Below are 18,411 nucleotides of genomic sequence, written 5' to 3'. Positions count from 1 at the left end.
CCGGCGCTCAGACCCCGGAGGCCACCTGCAGGTCCACGACCAGGGGCAGGTGGTCGGAGGCGCCTGCGGCGTCGAGCACGTGCGCGCGGGTCACGCCGACACCGGCGGACACCCACACCTGGTCGATCCGTCGGTGCGGACGGCGGGCGGGGTGGGTCTCCCCGTGCCGCGCGTGCCAGAACCGCCAGCCGGCCTGGTCCTCGCGGTCCGGCGCCACCTCCCAGGCGTCGGTGAACCGCCCGGCCAGTGCGGCCAGCTCCGGCGCGCGGGGGTCGGCGTTGAAGTCCCCGACGAGGACGCCGGTCTCCATCGGCTCGGTGTGCAGCGCGGCGATCGCCGCGATCTGCTCGCCGCGCTCGGCCGGCGAGCGGGTGGACAGGTGGGTGGTCGTCACCCACAGCGCGGCGCCGTCGAGCTCCACCATGGTCCGCAGCGCACTGCGCGGCTCCCCACCACCGGGCAGCGGGTGCACGTCGCTGATGAGGATCGGCAGCCGGGACAGCAGCGCGTTGCCGTACTGGCGTCGCCCCCCGCCGTCGCCGCGCGGCCGGTCGATCGCCGGCCCCCACGCCAGCTGCATGTCCAGCGCCCGGGACAGCAGCAGTGCCTGGTCGACGTCCTCGCTGCGCTCGCCGAAGTGCCGGTCGACCTCCTGCAGGCAGATGACGTCGGCGTCGGCCGCGGCGAGCACCGTGGCCAGCCGCGGCAGGTCGTGCCGGCCGTCGTCCCCGACCCCGTGGTGGGTGTTGAAGGTGACCAGCCGGACGGGGACCGGCGGCTGGTCCGGGCCGGGGGCCGGCCGGGGGTGCAGGGCGTCGGTCACCGCCTCAGCCTGTCACCTCCGCCGCGACCGGGTCCGACAGCGGCAGCTCGGCGACCAGGCGCAGCTGCTCCTGCCCGGCGTCGTCGCGGTCGCTGACGAATAGCCGGAAGGACGCCCGGCGGTCGTGCAGGACCAGCTCGCCGAGCTGGTTGCCGAAGTAGGGGCCGGCGTGCTTGGTCCAGTCCAGCTCCGAGGGGGCGACCCGGGTCAGCCGGGTCACCGCGGCGGTCAGCCGGCGCGCCCAGCGGCTCCAGCCGATCCGGAAGCCCACGCGGATCGGGTGCGGCGCCTGGTTGTGCAGCGGGGACACGGTCAGCTGGTGCACCCGGGTGGCCAGGCCGTCGGGTGCCACCAGCTCGGCGGCGTAGGCGTGGTGGACGTCGCCGGAGAGCACCAGCGCGGTCGCCGGCGCCCGGCCGTGCTCCCCGCGGCCCACCGCGACCAGCAGCCGGCCCAGCCGTTCGAAGGAGTCGCCGAACGCCGCCCAGTGCTCCAGGTCCGCCGCCTGGCGCAGCCGCTCGGACACCCAGCCGACCGGCCGGCCGAGGTGGCGGCGGACCAGCGTCTCGTTCCACCGCTCGATCCCGTGGATGGCGTGCGGCAGCAGCCACGGCAGGGAGGTGCCCAGCACCAGGTGCTCGACGCCCTCGTCGACGGCGCGGCGCACGGCCGCCTCGACCCAGCCGAACTCGTCGTCGTCGAGCATCGCCCGGACGGACTCCTCCAGCACCCGGCCGGCCCGGCTGTCGACCATGACCATCCGCGCCTCGCCCCAGTGCCGGACGTAGCTCCAGCGCACCGAGCGGGGGTCGCGGTCGGCGGTCTCGGCCATGGCCTGGAGCACCGACTCGGCGTCGCCGGGCCGCTCGCGGACCGCCCGCCAGGTCCGGTCCTCGGCGAGCTCCTGCGGGCTGAGGTTGCCCAGGTGCTGGTAGACCCAGTAGCTGACCAGGCCGCCGCAGATCCGGCGGGTCCACCAGTCCTGGCCGGTGACCTCCCGGCGCCAGGCCGCCGAGGTGTTCCAGTCGTCGATCATCTCGTGGTCGTCGAAGATCATCGACGAGGGGATCGTGGACAGCAGCCAGCGCACCTGTGGGTCGCTCCAGGACTCCGCGTACAGCCGGGTGTAGTCCTCGAAGTCGTCGACCTGGGCGTCCGCCGGGGCCGGCCGCCCCCGGCGCAGCGACAGCCACCGGCGGGTCTCCGGCGTCAGCTCGTCGGCGTAGACTTGGTCGCCCAGCAGCACCAGCGCGTCGGGCCACTCGTCCTCCGGCTGGGCGGCCAGCCGCGCGGCGTAGCAGTCCAGCGCGTCCGGCGGGATGCCGTCGGCGGCGTCGACCGTGCTCGGTGTGGCGTAGCGGCAGGAGCCGAACGCGATGCGGAAGGGCCCGGGCCGGCCCGGCGTCCGGATCCGGCTGGGCGGGAACGGCGAGGCGGCGTCCGGCCAGACCCGCTGTGCCTCGCCGCCGTCGGTGGACAGGTGCACCTCGTAGGGCGTGGTGCTGCCCGGCTCCAGGCCCTCGACGAGCACGAGGGCGTAGTGGTGGCCGCCCACGGTGAAGGTGCGCGCCCGCCGGCCGAGCACCTGCACCTCGCAGGGCCGGTCGGTCTCCACCCAGACGGTGGCCGAGACCGGGTCGACGTGCCGCAACAGGGGACCGATCAGGAGGACCGGGTTCTCCCGGCCGGGCAGCGGCATGCCGCCCAGGGTCTCACCGCCCGGGGGTGGCGCAGTGCTCCTGGCCGTGCGGTCCCCGGCTGCGAGACTGGGGGCCATGGAGTTCGTGCTGATCGCGATCGCGATCCTGCTCGTCGGCCTGGTCCTCGGGGTCAGCCTCCTCGTCGGCCGCGGCCGGCGGACCACCCGCCTGGACGACGACGCCGCCACCGGTACCACGCTGACCCGCCCGCGCCCGCCCACCCCGGCGCCGGAGGCCCCGCCCCGCCCGTCGGGGTCCACGGCCAGCGGGCTGGGGACGACCGCCGAGCCGGACGCCGTGCAGCCGGAGGCCCCGCCGGCGGTCGTGCTGCCCCCGGCCGAGCCCGAGCCGGGGCTGACCTTCGAGACCCCGCCGCCGTCGTCGGGCCGGTTGGTCCGGCTGCGCTCCCGGCTGGCCCGCTCGCAGTCCAACCTGGGCCGCGGCCTGCTCACCGTCCTGGCCCGCGAGCGGCTCACCGAGGACGACTGGGAGGAGCTCGAGGAGACCCTGCTCGCCGCCGACGTCGGCGTGGCCGCCACCCAGCAGATCGTCGACCGGCTGCGCACCCAGTCGATGGTGCTGGCCACCGCGTCCGGCGCGGAGCTGCGCGCGCTGCTCGTCCGGGAGCTCACCGCGGTGCTGGGCCCGGACCTCGACCGCAGCCTGGCCGTGGAGCGCCGCGACGGCCGGCCGGGGATCGTCCTCGTCGTCGGCGTCAACGGCGCGGGCAAGACCACGACCTGCGGCAAGATCGCCCGCGTCCTCGTCGGCGACGGCCGCAGCGTCGTCCTGGGCGCCGCGGACACCTTCCGCGCCGCGGCCGCCGACCAGCTGGAGACCTGGGGCGAGCGGGTCGGCGTCCTCACCGTGCGCGGCCGGGAGGGGGCCGACCCGGCCTCGGTCGCCTTCGAGGCCGCCAGCACGGGGGTCCAGGGGGAGGTGGACACCGTCGTCGTCGACACCGCGGGCCGGCTGCACACCAAGGGCGGCCTGATGGACGAGCTCGGCAAGATCAAGCGGGTCGTGGAGAAGGTCGCGCCGGTGACCGAGGTGCTGCTCGTCCTGGACGCCACGACCGGGCAGAACGGCGTCGTCCAGGCGCGGGTGTTCACCCAGGCGGTCGCCGTGACCGGTGTCGTCCTCACCAAGCTCGACGGCACGGCCAAGGGCGGCATCGTCGTCTCCGTGCAGCGCGAGCTGGGCATCCCGGTCAAGCTGGTCGGGCTGGGGGAGGGCGCCGACGACCTGGCCCCCTTCGAGCCCGAGGCGTTCGCCGAGGCGCTCGTCGGCGGGGCGGACTAGCGGTGGCCGTCGGCGGGGTGCGCGCCGGGCTGCCCGGCGTCTGGGACCGCATCGCCGGCCCCGGGGCCGGCCCGGTGGAGAACGCCGGCAGCTTCGGCCTCGGGCTGGCGGGGGCGGTGCTCGCGCCGCTGCTGGCGCGGAGCCACGTCCGGGGCCGCCGGGGCGCGGACCCGGTGCTGCGGGTGCTGGCCGTCGACCTGTGGGGCGGGGCGTGGTGCAACAACACCCCGGCGGCCGCCCGCTGGTACCACCGCGAGGGCACGGGCCCGGCCCAGCACCTCGCCTTCTCGGCGGGGCACCTGCACCCCGTCGTCCTCGCCGTGCTGGACGGCGGCCCGCGGCGCGCCCGGCTGCGGTGGGCCCTGGCGCTGTACGGCTACCTGCTGGGGGCGACCGCCGTGCTCACCGTGCCCCGCGACCGCCGCCTCCGGCGGGTGCTGGGCCTGGCCACCACGGCCGGCGGGGTGGCGCTCGACCGCGCCTTGGGCCCCTCGGCGGCCGCACCGTGGTTCGCGCCGGTCTTCTTCGCCAAGCTGCTCGCCGGCCACGCCGCCGGTGCGGCGCTGCTGCCGGCCGACCCGCTGGCCGAGCGGCCGGACCGCCGCACCGGACGGCTCACCCGGCGCCCCCGCCGCTGAGCGCCGCCACGGCCGCACGCACGTCGTCGTCGGGCAGCGCCAGCGTCGCGTCGCCGACGGCGACCTCCAGCCGCGCGGTGCCCGGGTCCCCGGTCGCCACGGGCACCCCGGTCCACAGGCCCTGCCCGGCCGCGAGCGCGCGGGCGGCCGCGGCGGCCGCCTCCGGCGGGGTGCGCAGCAGCAGGTGCAGCACCGGCGTCTGCGGCGGGTCCGGGACGACGGTGACGCCCGGCAGGCCGCGCACCGCGTCCGCGACCTCACGGGCCCGCCGCAGGTAGGCCGGCACCAGCGGCAGCCGGCGGCGCAGGCAGGTCAGCGCCGACGCCGCCCCCGGCCACATCCCGAACAGCGTGCCGCCCATCCGGCGCCGCCACTCCCGCACCTCGTCGACCACGTCGGCCGGCCCGGCCAGGCAGCACCCGGCCAGCGCGCCCAGGACCTTGTAGAAGCTGACGTACACGGTGTCGAAGACCGCCGCGACCTCGGCGGGGGAGCAGCCGTACCCGGCCGCGGCCTCCCACAGGCGGGCCCCGTCGAGGTGGACGGCGGCACTCCGCTCCCGAGCCCACCGCGCCTGCGCGACCACGTCGTCCCACGGCGGCAGCTGCCCGCCGAGGGCGCGCTGCGGCAGCTCGACCAGCAGCGCGGCCGGCGCCTCGGCGACCCGGTCGAGGTCCGCGCGCAGCAGCAGCCGGTACCGGTCGCCGACCGGGCGGCCGACCAGGCCGTGCAGCCGCTCGGGGCCCTGCTCCTCGTGGTGGGCCAGGTGGCACTCCGGGTGGTACAGCACGGTGCGCCGTGCGCGCCGGTCGGCGTGCACCCGCAGCGCGGCCTGCTGGGCCATCACGCCGCTGGGCAGGTACACGGCCGCGGGCAGGCCGAGCACCCCGGCCACCTCGGCCTCCAGCTCGGCGACCACGCCGCCCTCGCCGTAGCGGTCCAGCGCCGTGTCCGCCGGGACGGTGGCCAGCAGGTCGCCAGCCCGCCGGTCACCGTGGCCGCTCAGCGACCGGTCGCAGCGGGCGCGCAGGGCCTCGAGGTCGTCGTCCACCGGGTCAGTCTGGCCGCAGCCGCTCACCCGGTGCGCGGCTGCTGCGGGCAGGCGTGCAGCGCCAGCAGCGCGACGTCGTCGGCGTACTCGGGTGCCAGCCGGGTGAGCAGCCCGTCGCACAGCTCCTCCACCGTGGCGCCGGACAGCGCCCGCCCCGCCTCGACCAGGCGGGCGAGGCCGTCGTCGAGGTCCGCGTCCCGGCGCTCCACCAGCCCGTCGGTGTAGAGGACGACGGTGTCCCCGGGGTGCAGCGGGGTCGTGGTGTCGGTGCGCCGGACGCCCGGGTCCACGCCCAGGAGCAGCTCCGGCGCACGCTCCAGCAGCCGGGCCGTGCCGTCGGCGGCCAGCAGCAGCGGCGGCAGGTGCCCGGCGCTGGACCAGCGCAGGGTCCGGGTGCCGGTGCCCGCGTCCGCCGCGGACTGCTCCACGCGGGCGAGCAGGGCGGTGACCAGCGTGCTCATCCCCAGGTCCCGGAGCGCCCGGTCCAACGCGGAGAGTGCACGGGCGGGCGGAGCGTCCAGCGCGTGCACGACGCCGCGCAGCACGTTGCGCAGCTGTCCCATGACCGACGCCGCGACCCGGTCGTGACCGGTCACGTCGCCGACCACCAGGGTGGTCGCGCCGTCGGGGGAGAGGAAGGCGTCGTACCAGTCGCCGCCGACCTGCGCCTCCCGCGCCGCGGGCCGGTAGCGGACGGCGATGCGCAGGTGGTCGGGTGCGGGCGGCTCGGTGAGCATCGAGCGCTGCAGCGTCTCGGCCAGGGTGCGGGTCTCCCGGGCCCGCCGCCGCTCGGCCTCCAGCCGGGTCACCCGGTCCACGGCCTGCGCGCACTGCGCGGCGTGCGCCTCCAGCACCCGGACGTCGTGGTCCTCGAAGGCGCGCGGTCCCCGCCAGCCGAGGGTCCAGGAGCCCAGCAGCCGGCCGCCGGCACGCAGCGGCAGGGCCGCCCACGAACCGGTGCCCGGTGCAGGGGCCGGCGGCGCGTCCCCGGCGCCGGCGTCCTCGACCAGCACGGCCTCCCCGGTCGTCGCAGCCACGGCCATCGGCAGGGGCGAGGCGGGGTCCAGTGCCGCGGACACCGGTCGCCCGTCCCGGCGCTCGGTCACACGGAGGCCGCCGGGGCCGGCGAGGGCCACGGCGACGACCTCGGCCTGCAGCGCCGACCAGCTGTGGTGGAACACCCGCTCGAGCAGGTCGCTCGTGGTCTCGGCGGCGGCGAGGGCGGAGACGGTGGCGGCCAGCCCGGCCAGCGAGTCGGCGGTGCGCCGCTCGCGACGGCTGCTCTCGCGCAGCTCGGCGTTGAGCCGCTCCAGCTCGCGGGTCCGGGCGAAGAGGTCGGCCTCCACCCGCTCGACCCGGTGCTGCCCGCGCGCCGCTTCCTGCCGGGCCTCGTCGCGGTCCCGGACGTAGTCGGTGATGTCGTCCGAGCGGTGCAGCAACAGCACGACCCGACCGTCATCGTCCAGGATGGGCACGTTGCGCGGGCTCCAGAACCGCTCCACCCAGGTGCCGTCGGGCAGCGGGATGTCGTACTTCTGGATCGGCATGGTCACCGGCCGGCGGGTGTCGCGCGTGAGGGCCAGGGTGTCGGCCACGTTGCGGACGCCGTCGGCCCCCGGGTCGTCGGGGTTGAGCGGGAAGACGTCGAACAGGTGCCGGCCGACGGTGTCCTCGAGGGTGGTCGCGGTCGCCTCCAGCCGGGCCCGGTTGGCGTGCACGATGACCAGGTCCGGCGTCAGGAGCAGGAAGGGCGCCGGCGCCTCGTCGAAGACCCGGGCGAAGTCTGGCGTCGGCAGGTCCGCGGGCGCCCGGCGCCCCGGGGGCCGGTCGTCCCCGCTCTGCTGGTCCGCGGCCACCGTGCCGTCCCCTCGGGTACGCGTGCTGGTCACCAGCGCACTACCCGGTTCCCGCATCCCACACCACCGCCCGCGGACGTGAGCGGGTACCGAGGGGCGTCCGGCGAGGGGGGCCGGGTCAGGCCACCTCGGTGGCCGCCGTCTCGCCGGACCACCTCTCCTCGATGCGGCCCAGGCGCCAGACGGCCACGGCGACCCCCCAGGCGAGGAGGGACAACCCGACGATGGCGAAGCCGACGAACCCCAGGTCCAGCGACGCCGCCCACGCCAGCGGCCCGGCGTCGATGGACAGCCGCTCCACGAGCAGCCCGACGAGGACCAGGCTCCCGATCACCAGGGCGACGGCCACGGACAGCACCGTGATCACCAGGTTGTAGAACACCTTGCGGACCGGCTTGAGGAACGCCCAGCCGTAGGCGCGGGTCATGAGCACGCCGTCGGCGGTGTCGAACAGGCTCATCCCGGCCGCGAACAGCACGGGCAGGACGAGGATCGCGTACCACGGGAGCACGAAGGCGGCCGAGCCCGCGGCCAGCACGAGCAGTGCGACCTGGGTGGCGGTGTCGAAGCCCAGGCCCATCAGCAGGCCCACCGGGTAGAGGTGCCAGGGCCGGCTGACCCGCCGGGTCACCCGGCGCAGGAGACGGGCGAGCAGACCCCGGTTGTGCAGGTGGTGCTCCAGCTCCGCCTCGTCGAACCGGCCGGTCCGCATCCGGCCGAAGACCCGGGCGATGCCGATGGCGGAGCCGAGGTTGGACACCCCGATCAGCAGCAGGAAGGTGCCGGCGACGAGCGTGCCCACCAGGCCGAGGGTCTGGGCGACGGAGGAGCTCTCGTCCTGCACGACGCCGGCGACCGACCGCACGCCCACGACCAGCAGCAGGCTGGCGAGGAAGACCACCGACGAGTGCCCGAGGGAGAACCAGAACCCCGTGCTGACCGCGGGCCTGCCCTCCTCGACCAGCTTGCGGGTGGTGTTGTCGATCGAGGCGATGTGGTCGGCGTCGAAGGCGTGCCGGACGCCGAGCATGTAGGCCGTCAGCCCGACGCCGACGCCGAGGACCCCGGTGCTGCCCAGCTGGTACCCGGCCGGGGCCACGGCGAGGACCAGCACGCCCCAGCCGACCACGTGCAGCAGCAGGACGAACCCCGCCATCGCGACGACGGAGCGACGCTCGTGCGCGCTGAAGCTGCCGGCGCGGACCGGTGCGGGGAACGGGACCGACACGGCGGGCACGGACACGCTGCCTCCTCGGCTGCACCCCCGGCCGGTCCGGCGGGCGGCTGCGGCGACCTTATTGCACATGCCTCGCAGGTGCACACCCCTCGCAACAAGAGGCGCCTGTGTCCTCCCGGGACCCGCGCAACACGACCGGAACACGACAGCCGGACACGCGGCAGGGAGTTCACGGCACGGAAACAGCGCCGTGCCGGTCGCCGAAACGTGCCGACGGCACGGTGAGCGCCACGTCGCCCCTCCGCGGAGGGGTGACGGCCCACCGCCGCCCGGGCGCTGTCGCCCGGCCCCGCCCCGTGGCCGCGTCCGACGCCGGCCACACCGATCCGTCAGGAGGTTGCCGTGGACACCGGCGACACCGCCTGGGTCCTGGTCAGCGCCGCCCTGGTGCTGTTCATGACCCCCGGTCTGGCGCTCTTCTACGGCGGCATGGTCCGCGCGAAGAGCGTGCTCAACATGATGATGATGAGCTTCGGCGCGCTGGCCCTGGTCAGCGTGCTGTGGGTGCTCTACGGCTACTCGATGGCCTTCGGGGACGACGTCGGCGGGGGCCTGCTGGGGAACCCGCTGGAGTTCTTCGGGCTGTCCGCGCTGATGGGCACCGCGGGGCTCGAGGGCTCCTTCGCCGCCGACGAGCTGGTCTTCACGGTGCCCTCGATGGCCTTCGTCGCCTTCCAGGCGATGTTCGCCATCCTCACCGTCGCGCTCATCTCCGGCGCGATCGCCGACCGGGCCCGGTTCGGCCCGTGGATGGTCTTCGCCGGGGTCTGGGCGACGCTGGTCTACTTCCCCGTCGCGCACTGGGTCTTCGCCTTCGACGGCGCGGAGTCCGAGACCGGTGGCTGGATCGCCAACGACCTGCTGGCCATCGACTTCGCCGGTGGCACCGCGGTGCACGTCAACGCCGGCGCCGCGGGCCTCGCGCTCGCCCTCGTGCTCGGCAGGCGGCGCGGCTTCGGCCGCGACCCGATGCGGCCGCACAACCTGCCGCTGGTCATGATCGGCGCCGGCATCCTGTGGTTCGGCTGGTTCGGCTTCAACGCCGGCTCCGCCCTGGCCGCCAACGGCCAGGCCGCCGAGGTCGTCGTCACCACCCTGGTCGCCACCGGTGCGGCCACCCTCGGCTGGCTGGCCACGGAGAAGGTGCGCGACGGGCACGCCACCTCGCTGGGGGCCGCCTCCGGCGTCGTCGCGGGCCTGGTCGCCATCACCCCGGCCTGTTCGGCGGTCACCCCGCTGGGCGCGATCGCCATCGGCTTCGTCGCGGGCGTCGTCTGCGCCCTGGCCGTCGGCCTGAAGTACCGGCTCGGCTACGACGACTCCCTCGACGTCGTCGGCGTGCACCTCGTCGGTGGTGTCTGGGGCACGCTGGCCGTGGGCCTGTTCGCCTCCGCCACGGCCACCGCCGGTGTGGAGGGCCTGTTCTACGGCGGCGGCCTCGACCAGCTGTGGCGGCAGGCCGTCGGCGCCGGCGCGGTGCTGGTCTACAGCTTCGTGCTCACGCTGCTCATCGGTGCGGTCATCGCCCGGACCATGCGCTTCCGGGTCACCGAGGAGGACGAGGTCGCCGGCATCGACTCGGTCGTGCACGCCGAGACCGGCTACGACCTCGACTCCCTCGGCGGCGGCGGTGGGCGGGGTGCCGCGACACTGGGTGCCCAGGCCTCCGCCGAGGCACGGGGGGTCACCGTTCCGACCGAGAGGAGCCGGGCGTGAAGCTCGTCACCGCGATCGTCAAGCCGTTCAAGCTCGACGACGTCAAGAACGCCCTGGAGCTCATCGGCATCGCCGGGCTCACCGTCAGCGAGGTCCAGGGCTTCGGCCGCCAGCGCGGCCACACCGAGGTCTACCGCGGGGCGGAGTACCAGGTGGACTTCGTGCCCAAGGTGCGCATCGAGGTCGTCGTCGGGGAGGTGGAGGCCGCCCGGGTCGTCGACGCGATCGTGGAGGCCGCCTCCACCGGACAGATCGGCGACGGGAAGGTGTGGGTGACCACGATCGACGAGGTCGTGCGCGTCCGCACCGGCGAGCGTGGCGCCGACGCCCTCTGAAGAAGGACCCCGTCCTCCTCACGCCTCGCAGGCTCGGCGCGAGCCTCGGGACGGGGCCGACGGCCGGGGTGGCGGGGAGGCCCGCCACCCCGGCCGATGCCGTTCGGGGTCCCGACAGCGAGGGGGAGACGTGCTGGACACCGGGTCGCTGCCCGCACTGCCGCGGGCGCGGCGCACCGAGGTGCTCGACGGCTGGCTCGCCGGGCTGCTCGACGAGGCCGTCGCGGGCACGCCGCCGGCCCGGCCGCGCCGCGGCGGGGCGCCGGCCCGGGGCGGGACGGAGGGGCTCGCGCTGGTGGCGGTGGGCAGCCTCGGCCGCCGGGAGCCCCCGCCGTTCGGGGACCTCGACCTCGTCCTGGTGCACGAGGGACGCCCGGAGATCGCCGCCCTCGCCGACGCGGTCTGGTACCCGATCTGGGACGCGGGCCTGCGGCTGGACCACTCGGTGCGGACGGTCGCCGAGGCGGTCGGCGTGGCCTCCACCGACGTCAAGGCCGGGCTGGGGCTGCTCGACGTCCGCTTCGTGGCCGGGGACGCCGGCCTCGCGGCCGCGCTGCGCACCGCCACGCTGGGCAGCTGGCGGCAGTCGGCGTCCCGGCTGCTGCCCCAGCTGCGCGACCTGCGCCGCGGCCGGGCCCGGCAGGTCGGCGAGCTGGCCTTCCTGCTCGAGCCCGACCTCAAGGAGGCCTACGGCGGGCTGCGGGAGGGCCAGGTGCTGCGGGCGGCGGCCGCGGCGCAGCTGACCGACGAGCCGGCCGCCGAGGTCGAGCAGGCCTACGCCCTGCTGCTCGACGTCCGCGACGAGCTGCGCCGGCGCTCCGGGCGGCCGACCGACGTGCTGGTCCGCCAGGAGCAGCGGCCGGTCGCGGTCGCGCTCGGCCTCCCCGACGAGGACGCGCTGCTGCGCGAGGTGAGCCTGGCCGGGCGCCGGCTGGCCTTCGTCGCGGACGAGACGTGGCGGCGGGTGGAGGCCGCGCTGGTCCGCCGTCCCCGCGCCCGGTACCGCCGGGTGCACCGCGAGCCGCTGGCCGAGGGCGTCGTTCGCCAGGGCGACGAGGTCGTGCTGGCCCGCGACGCCCGCCCGGCCGCCGACCCCGGCCTGGTGCTGCGCGGTGCCGCCGCCGCCGCGCGGGCGGACCTGCTGCTGTCCCCCTACACCCTCAAGGTGCTGGCCGTGCACGCCCCGCCGGTACCCGAGCCCTGGCCGGCGGAGGTGCGCTGGTCGTTCCTGCGGCTGCTGGCCAGCGGGCGCTCGGCTGTGCCGGTGCTCGAGCAGCTGGACCAGGAGGGGCTGCTGTCCCGGCTGCTGCCGGAGTGGGACCGGGTCCGCTCGCTGCCGCAGCGCCACCCCTGGCACCGGTTCACCGTCGACCGCCACCTGGTGGAGGCCGCCGCGGCCGCCGCGGAGCTGACCCGCGACGTCGACCGGCCCGACCTGCTGCTGGTCGGCGCGCTGCTGCACGACGTCGGCAAGGGCTGGCCCGGGGACCACAGCGTGGTCGGCGAGCCGATCGCGGCGCGGGTCGCCGCCCGGATGGGCTTCGGGGAGGACGACGTCGCCACGCTGGCCGCGATGGTGCGCCACCACCTGCTGCTGCCCGACACCGCCACCCGCCGGGACATCGACGACCCGGCCACCGTCGAGCGGGTGGCCGCCACCATCGGGCACGACCCGGCGCTGCTGCACCTGCTGCACGCCCTGGCCCAGGCCGACGGGGCGGCGACCAGCTCCTCGGCCTGGTCGCCGTGGAAGGCGCACCTGGTCGCCGCGCTGGTGGCCCGCGTGCAGGCGCGGCTGGGCGGTGCCCCGGTGCCCGAGCCCGAGCCGGTGCTGCACCCGGGGGAGCCGCAGGTGGGCACCGACGACCCCGCCGACGTGGGCGTCGCGGTGGGCGTGGAGGACGTCGCCGACGGCCAGCGGGTGACCATCGTCGCGCCCGACCGGCACGGGCTGTTCAGCCGGCTGGCCGGGGTGCTGGCGCTCAACCAGCTCGACGTGCGCGCCGCCAAGGTCGACGTCGTCGGCGACCGGGCGACCGCGGTGTTCGCCGTCCGGCCGCGGTTCGGCCGGCCGCCGGTCGCCGCGATCCTGGCCGACGCCGTCCGGGCCGCCCTGGAGGGGACGCTGCCGCTGGCCGAGCGGCTCCGGCAGCGGGAGGCTGACTACCGGCAGGACGCCGCCCGGGCGACGCCGCCGCGCGTCTCCTGGCACAACGGCGAGGTGACCGGCGACGCGACCGGGATCGTGGAGGTCCGGGCGGGGGACCGCGCCGGGCTGCTGTACCGGCTGACCGCCGCGCTGGCGGCCGAGGGCCTGGACGTCACCTCGGCGCGGATCGAGACCCTGGGGGCCGACGCCGCCGACCACTTCTACGTGCACAACCCCTCGGGGGAGCCGATCGGCCATGACCAGCGGGAGCGGGTGGAGGCGGCGCTGGCCGCCGCCGTGCGCGGCGCCGTGCCCGACGCGGTGGCCGGGCGGGGGGACACGCCGGCCTGAGCTCCGCGGTCCTGTCACACCCCCGTGCGACGGTCGCAGCCGAGCGGGACGGACCGGTCCCGACGCCGACCGCAGGGAGACGATCGCCATGTCCGGCCAGTCCGCCGTCGCCGCAGCCGAGGGCCGGGTGTGGCCCTGCCCGTCCTGCGACGCCGACCGGGAGTTCGTCCAGCCGCCGTGCGCGGACGGGCACACCGAGGACGGCGGTGAGTGCCCGGAGTGGGCGTGCGCCGACTGCGGGACGGCGCTGGTCTCCGGCAGCCCGGTCGGGGTGGCCGCCGGCCCGGCCCGCCGCGCCGCCGCCTGAGGAAGGACCCCTCGCCCCCCACCGCTCGCGAGCTCGCGGCGGGACCCTGCGAGGGGCCGGTTCCACCCGGTCACCTGGGGGGCGGTCAGCGGACCGTCAGCGCCACCCGGCCCTGGTCGGCGAGGGTGCCGTCGGCGACGAGGGCCACCCAGCCGCCGCGCAGCAGCACGGTCTCGATGACCTCGTCCACCAGGTCGTCGACCACGTCGGGGTGGTCGACGTCGGTGGCCGGGGTCAGGAAGTCGCCGTCCGGGCTCAGCCGGGCGGGGTAGGTGAAGCCCTCCTCCACGGCCAGCATCTCCGGCCGCTCGCACCGCGCCGCCAGCCACACCGCGTCGATGCCCTCCACCACGGCCGCCCGGGAGCGCCGCCGGTCCAGCAGCGCGAGCGCCTCGCCCTGCCGGCTCAGCAGGTAGGCGTCCAGGACCTCGCGGACCCGCGGCACCAGGTCCGGCAGCGGCGCGCTCACCAGGCTCCCGGTCACCGTCCCGGCCAGCCGGTCGAGGTTCCGGGACAGCTTCCGGAAGCGGGTGATCGTGCGCTCCGCGCCGACCAGGACCAGCGGGGCCGGGTGCAGCCGCCGGTGGGTGCCCAGCGCCTGGTCCACCCGGCGCAGGAAGGCGTCCTGCGGCAGGTCGTCGGCGGTGATCGGGAACGGCGCGCGGGGCGGGGGCCGCAGGTCCTCGGCCACGCCCTCGAGCAGCCGCGCCTCCCGCTCCGACAGCAGCAGCACGAGGTGCCGCGGCGTGCGGTGCAGGGTGCGGACCAGGTCCCGGGTGGCGAAGGTCGGGTCGACGACGGCCCGGTCGGTGACGGCCACCGGCAGCCGCACGACCTCGCGGACGACCGGGTTGACGAACACCGCGATGCCCCGGCCGGTCGGCCCGGAGCGGGCGCGGGCGACCGTCTCGGCCAGCGCGCCGGCCAGGTCGGCGCCTCCCTGCCCGGCGAGCCGGGCGGTGGCGTCGGCGGCCAGCCGCTCCAGGGTCGCGGCGTCCGCGTCGGTCATCCGCGGTGCGGGCCGGGTGGTGGCCAACAGCGAGACGCACGGGTCGGCCCTGACCGACTGGAGCAGCAGCACCTGCTCCGGCGTGGGCCACTCGGCCCGTGGCGGGGCGGCGGTCACGCGCCGTCCCCGCGCAGCGGGACGGCGTCCAGGCGCCGGGCCAGTCGGGTGACCGCGCGGTCGAGGACGCGCTCGCGGCGCCGGCCGTGCAGGCCGGCCAGGCGGTGCAGGCTGATCCGCGCCGGGACGCCGGCCGCGGCCGCGCGGGAGCGGGCCAGCGCGAGGACGTCGGCGGCCTCGCGGTCGGCCTCCTCGGACAGGGCGGCCAGCAGCCGGGCGTCCAGGGTGAACGGCACGCGGGGGAGGAGCACGGCGGTGTGCACCTCCTGCCCGGTCTCCCGCGCCCGGCCGTAGGCGGCGTCGAGGACGTCCACGGCGCCGTCCCGGCCCAGCACGACGGCCAGCAGGCGGGGCGCGTTGGCCCGGGGCGTGCGGGCGGGGGCCCGCGCCGGTGCGGTGGGCGCCGATGTGGTGGGTGACGGTGCGTCGGGGCGCGGGGGTGGGGCGAGCGGCAGGGTCACGGGGCCTCCCGGGTGTGGCGAGGTCTCCCCCGGTCCCGGAGGACCGGCGCCACCCGGGCCGGAGCCGGGACTGACGGGTGGCGGCTGTCGCTGGCGCGATCGGGTACTCCCCTCGCAGGAACGACGATACCGGAAACCAGCAGCGCGCGACAGGGGGCCGGAGGGCGGTGGGGGCGGGGGTCCTCCCGTACGGTCCTGCCCGTGACCGCGCCCCCACCCGGGTGGACCTTCCTGTCCAACCACGGCCACGTGCTGGTCAGCCTGGCCGCCGACCCGGACGCCCGGATCCGCGACGTCGCCGAGCGGGTCGGCATCACCGAGCGCGCGGTGCAGACGATCGTCGGGGACCTGGAGGAGGCCGGCTACGTCGTCCGGCAGCGGATCGGCCGGCGCAACCGGTACACCGTCGTGCCGCAGAGCCGCTTCCGGCACCCGGTGGAGCAGCACGTGCGGGTCGGCGACTTCCTGTCCCTGGTGCTCGGCCGTGGCGACCGCCCGCCGGGCCCCGGACCCGCCTGAGGGCCCCGCGCACGCACCCGGCGGCCGGTGGCGCTGGTTACGCTGGCCCCAGGTGGCGCGACGGCTCCGGGGTCCCCGGGCGCCCGAGGCCGAGCAGCCGGTCGCAGCGGCCGGCCGGCCGCGCCCGCGAGTTCTGACGAGGACGTGCTGTGTTCGAGACCCTCTCCGACCGCCTGGACAAGGTCTTCACCGGCCTGCGTGGCAAGGGCCGGCTCACCGAGGCCGACATCGACGCGACCGCGCGGGAGATCCGCATCGCGCTGCTGGAGGCCGACGTCGCGCTGCCGGTGGTGCGGGCCTTCATCGCCGCGGTCAAGGAGCGGGCCCGGGGAGCGGAGGTCTCCTCGGCGCTGAACCCGGCGCAGCAGGTCATCAAGGTCGTCAATGAGGAGCTCGTCCAGATCCTGGGCGGGGAGACCCGGCGGCTGCGCTTCGCCAAGCAGTCGCCGACGGTGATCATGCTGGCCGGCCTGCAGGGGTCGGGCAAGACGACGCTGGCCGGCAAGCTCGGCCGCTGGCTCAAGGCGCAGGGCCACGCCCCGCTGCTGGTGGCCTGCGACCTGCAGCGGCCCAACGCGGTCAACCAGCTGTCCATCGTGGCCGGCCAGGCCGGCGTCGACGTCTACGCGCCGCAGCCGGGCAACGGCGTCGGCGACCCCATCCGCGTCGCGGCGGACTCCGTCGAGCACGCCCGGCGCACCATGCACGACGTCGTGGTCGTCGACACCGCCGGCCGACTGGGCATCGACGCGGAGCTGATGGCGCAGGCCGCGGGCATCCGGGACGCCGTGCAGCCCGACGAGACGCTGTTCGTCGTCGACGCGATGATCGGGCAGGACGCCGTCACCACGGCCGAGGCCTTCCGCGACGGCGTGGGTTTCACCGGCGTCGTCCTCACCAAGCTCGACGGCGACGCCCGCGGTGGTGCCGCGCTGTCGGTCCGGTACGTGACCGGCCAGCCGATCATGTTCGCCTCCACCGGCGAGAAGCTCACCGACTTCGACGTCTTCCACCCCGAGCGGATGGCCTCGCGCATCCTCGGCATGGGCGACGTGCTCACCCTCATCGAGCAGGCCGAGCAGGCCTTCGACGCCGACCAGGCCGAGAAGATGGCCGGCAAGCTGGCCAGCCGCGAGGGCTTCACCCTCGAGGACTTCCTCGAGCAGATGATGGCCATCCGCAAGATGGGGCCGATCGCCAACCTGCTCGGCATGCTGCCCGGCGCCGGGCAGATGAAGGAGCAGCTCAAGCAGGTCGACGACCGCGACCTGGACCGCACCGCGGCGATCATCCGCTCGATGACGCCGGAGGAGCGGGTCAACTCCAAGATCATCAACGCGTCGCGGCGGGTCCGCATCGCCAACGGCTCCGGGGTCACCGTCACCCAGGTCAACCAGCTGCTGGAGCGCTTCGCCCAGGCCCAGAAGATGATGGGCCAGATGGCCGGCAGCATGGGCCTGCCCGGCATGGGCCCGATGTCGAAGAAGGCCCGCGGGCGGCAGATGCAGGCCCAGTCGAAGAAGGGCAAGGGGAAGGGCAAGGGCGGCGGCAAGGCCCGGGGCGGTCCGGCCCGCCGGCCGGCGGGCGCGCCGGCGCTGCCGCCGGGGGCCGGCAACCCGTTCGGTGGCGGCCCCTTCGGCGGGCTGCCGGGCGGGGTGCCGAGCCTGCCGCCGGGCCAGGGCCTGCCCGACCTGACCAAGCTGCGCTTCGACCAGCCCGGGGACGAGCGGCCCTCCCGGTGACCGGGCTGCACCTGTCCGGGGTGGTGCTGCCCGACGGCGAGCACCGGGACGTGTGGGTCCGCGACGGGCGGTTCACCTCCGACCCGGTGCCCGGCGCGGAGACGGTGGCCCGGGGAGGCTGGCTGGTGCCCGGCCTGGTCGACGCGCACTGCCACGTCGGCATCGCGCGGGGCGGTGGGCACACCGAGGACCTCGCCGCCGCCCGCGACCAGGCGCTCGCCGAGCGGGACGCCGGGGTGCTGGCGCTGCGCGACTGCGGTTCCCCGGTCGACACCCGCGCCCTGGACGACGACCCCGAGCTGCCGACGATCCTCCGCGCCGGCCGGCACATCGCCCGCACCCGCCGCTACATCCCCGGGCTGGCCGTCGAGGTCGAGCCCGAGGCGCTGGTCGAGGAGGTGCGGGTGCAGGCCCGCCGCGGCGACGGCTGGGTGAAGCTGGTGGGCGACTGGATCGACCGCGGCGTGGGCGACCTCGCCCCGGAGTGGCCGGCCGACGTCCTCACCGCCGCGATCGCCGCCGCGCACGCCGAGGGCGCCCGGGTGACCGCGCACACCTTCGGCACCGACGCGCTGCCGGACCTCGTCGCGGCCGGCATCGACTGCGTCGAGCACGGCACCGGCCTGACCGAGGACCTCGTCGGGGAGATGGCCGCCCGCGGCACCGCGGTCGTCCCGACGCTGGTCAACGTGGCGAACTTCCCCGGCTTCGCGACGGCGGGGGAGAAGCGGTTCCCCGCCTACGCCAGCACGATGCGCCGGCTGTACGCCTCCTCGGGCGCCGTCGTCCGCGCCGCGTACGAGGCCGGCGTCCCGGTGTTCGCGGGCACCGACGCCGGCGGCGGCATCGACCACGGCCGGATCGCCGACGAGGTGCGGGCCCTGCACGCGGCCGGGATCCCCGCCGAGGCGGCGCTGGCCGCGGCCTCCTGGTCCGCGCGGTCGTGGCTGGGGCTGCCCGGCATCACCGACGGCGCCCCGGCCGACGTCGTGGTCTACGACGCCGACCCGCGCACCGACCTGGACACCCTGGCCCGCCCCCGGCGGATCGTGCTGCGCGGCCGCGTGGTCGCCTGAGCGCCCCCGACGATCAGGTGAG

Annotated in this window: 16 protein-coding genes; 9 read left to right on the top strand and 7 right to left on the bottom strand. The window is 76.6% G+C overall.

Features of this window, described 5'->3' with window-relative positions; genetic code table 11:
* Positions 1 to 7: 7 nt before the first annotated feature.
* Positions 8 to 823: an endonuclease/exonuclease/phosphatase family protein gene (locus RTG05_RS16045; protein ID WP_166525946.1), complete on the bottom strand. Its 816-nt coding sequence runs from the start codon at positions 821 to 823 to the stop codon at positions 8 to 10.
* A 4-nt stretch (positions 824 to 827) separates the two neighbouring features.
* Complete coding sequence (locus RTG05_RS16040; protein ID WP_166525945.1) at positions 828 to 2,522, bottom strand: alkaline phosphatase D family protein; 1,695 nt, start codon at positions 2,520 to 2,522, stop codon at positions 828 to 830.
* Between the two features lie 76 nt (positions 2,523 to 2,598).
* Between RTG05_RS16040 and ftsY the strand changes: the two genes are divergently transcribed.
* Positions 2,599 to 3,825: a signal recognition particle-docking protein FtsY gene (ftsY, locus tag RTG05_RS16035; protein WP_166525944.1), complete on the top strand. Its 1,227-nt coding sequence runs from the start codon at positions 2,599 to 2,601 to the stop codon at positions 3,823 to 3,825.
* 2 nt (positions 3,826 to 3,827) lie between these two features.
* Positions 3,828 to 4,463: a hypothetical protein gene (locus RTG05_RS16030; RefSeq protein WP_166525943.1), complete on the top strand. Its 636-nt coding sequence runs from the start codon at positions 3,828 to 3,830 to the stop codon at positions 4,461 to 4,463.
* Here the strand turns inward: RTG05_RS16030 and RTG05_RS16025 are convergent.
* The 3 genes from RTG05_RS16025 to RTG05_RS16015 form a co-directional block, all read right to left on the bottom strand.
* Positions 4,441 to 5,514, bottom strand: a complete 1,074-nt coding sequence (locus tag RTG05_RS16025) for a threonine aldolase family protein (protein ID WP_166525942.1) — start codon at positions 5,512 to 5,514, stop codon at positions 4,441 to 4,443. The two genes, RTG05_RS16030 and RTG05_RS16025, sit on opposite strands and share 23 nt — an antisense overlap.
* A 23-nt stretch (positions 5,515 to 5,537) precedes the next feature.
* Positions 5,538 to 7,403, bottom strand: coding sequence for a SpoIIE family protein phosphatase (locus RTG05_RS16020; protein ID WP_208104612.1), 1,866 nt, complete (start codon positions 7,401 to 7,403; stop codon positions 5,538 to 5,540).
* Between the two features lie 85 nt (positions 7,404 to 7,488).
* The gene (locus RTG05_RS16015; protein WP_315911952.1) at positions 7,489 to 8,613 is read right to left on the bottom strand and encodes a Nickel transporter NicT; all 1,125 of its coding nucleotides are present in this window, start codon (positions 8,611 to 8,613) and stop codon (positions 7,489 to 7,491) included.
* Between the two features lie 336 nt (positions 8,614 to 8,949).
* Between RTG05_RS16015 and RTG05_RS16010 the strand changes: the two genes are divergently transcribed.
* From RTG05_RS16010 to RTG05_RS15995, 4 genes are all read left to right on the top strand, one after another.
* Complete coding sequence (locus RTG05_RS16010) at positions 8,950 to 10,323, top strand: ammonium transporter (RefSeq protein WP_166525940.1); 1,374 nt, start codon at positions 8,950 to 8,952, stop codon at positions 10,321 to 10,323.
* Entirely contained in the window at positions 10,320 to 10,658 is a 339-nt protein-coding gene (locus tag RTG05_RS16005; RefSeq protein ID WP_166525939.1) for a P-II family nitrogen regulator, read from the top strand. The genes RTG05_RS16010 and RTG05_RS16005 overlap by 4 nt, the downstream gene beginning before the upstream one ends.
* A 130-nt stretch (positions 10,659 to 10,788) precedes the next feature.
* Positions 10,789 to 13,158, top strand: coding sequence for a [protein-PII] uridylyltransferase (locus tag RTG05_RS16000; protein ID WP_166525938.1), 2,370 nt, complete (start codon positions 10,789 to 10,791; stop codon positions 13,156 to 13,158).
* Between the two features lie 88 nt (positions 13,159 to 13,246).
* Positions 13,247 to 13,465 carry a hypothetical protein gene (locus RTG05_RS15995; RefSeq protein ID WP_166525937.1) on the top strand — a complete coding sequence of 73 codons (219 nt, stop codon included), beginning with the start codon at positions 13,247 to 13,249 and terminating at the stop codon, positions 13,463 to 13,465.
* Positions 13,466 to 13,550: 85 nt separating this feature from the next.
* Here the strand turns inward: RTG05_RS15995 and RTG05_RS15990 are convergent, their stop codons facing one another.
* Both RTG05_RS15990 and RTG05_RS15985 read right to left on the bottom strand, forming a co-directional pair.
* On the bottom strand, positions 13,551 to 14,591 hold the full coding sequence (locus tag RTG05_RS15990) for a baeRF3 domain-containing protein (protein WP_166525936.1): 1,041 nt from the start codon (positions 14,589 to 14,591) through the stop codon (positions 13,551 to 13,553).
* A complete protein-coding gene (locus tag RTG05_RS15985) occupies positions 14,588 to 15,052 on the bottom strand; it encodes a hypothetical protein (RefSeq protein WP_166525935.1) in 465 nt (154 codons plus the stop codon). The genes RTG05_RS15990 and RTG05_RS15985 overlap by 4 nt, the downstream gene beginning before the upstream one ends.
* A gap of 201 nt (positions 15,053 to 15,253) precedes the next feature.
* Here RTG05_RS15985 and RTG05_RS15980 point away from each other — a divergent pair, with 201 nt between their 5' ends.
* The 3 genes from RTG05_RS15980 to RTG05_RS15970 all read left to right on the top strand — a co-directional run bounded on the left by RTG05_RS15980 (position 15,254) and on the right by RTG05_RS15970 (position 18,389).
* Positions 15,254 to 15,571, top strand: a complete 318-nt coding sequence (locus RTG05_RS15980; RefSeq protein ID WP_208104610.1) for a helix-turn-helix transcriptional regulator — start codon at positions 15,254 to 15,256, stop codon at positions 15,569 to 15,571.
* Between the two features lie 149 nt (positions 15,572 to 15,720).
* Positions 15,721 to 17,313 (top strand): signal recognition particle protein, encoded by a 1,593-nt coding sequence (gene ffh / locus RTG05_RS15975; RefSeq protein ID WP_166525934.1) that lies wholly within the window; start codon positions 15,721 to 15,723, stop codon positions 17,311 to 17,313.
* Positions 17,310 to 18,389 carry an amidohydrolase family protein gene (locus RTG05_RS15970; protein WP_166525933.1) on the top strand — a complete coding sequence of 360 codons (1,080 nt, stop codon included), beginning with the start codon at positions 17,310 to 17,312 and terminating at the stop codon, positions 18,387 to 18,389. Before ffh ends, RTG05_RS15970 begins: the two co-directional genes overlap by 4 nt.
* Positions 18,390 to 18,411: the final 22 nt, after the last annotated feature.

Origin of the sequence: Geodermatophilus sp. DSM 44513, from assembly GCF_032460525.1 — a bacterium.
Classification (GTDB): domain Bacteria; phylum Actinomycetota; class Actinomycetes; order Mycobacteriales; family Geodermatophilaceae; genus Geodermatophilus.
This window is presented reverse-complemented; position numbering and strand designations above follow the sequence as displayed.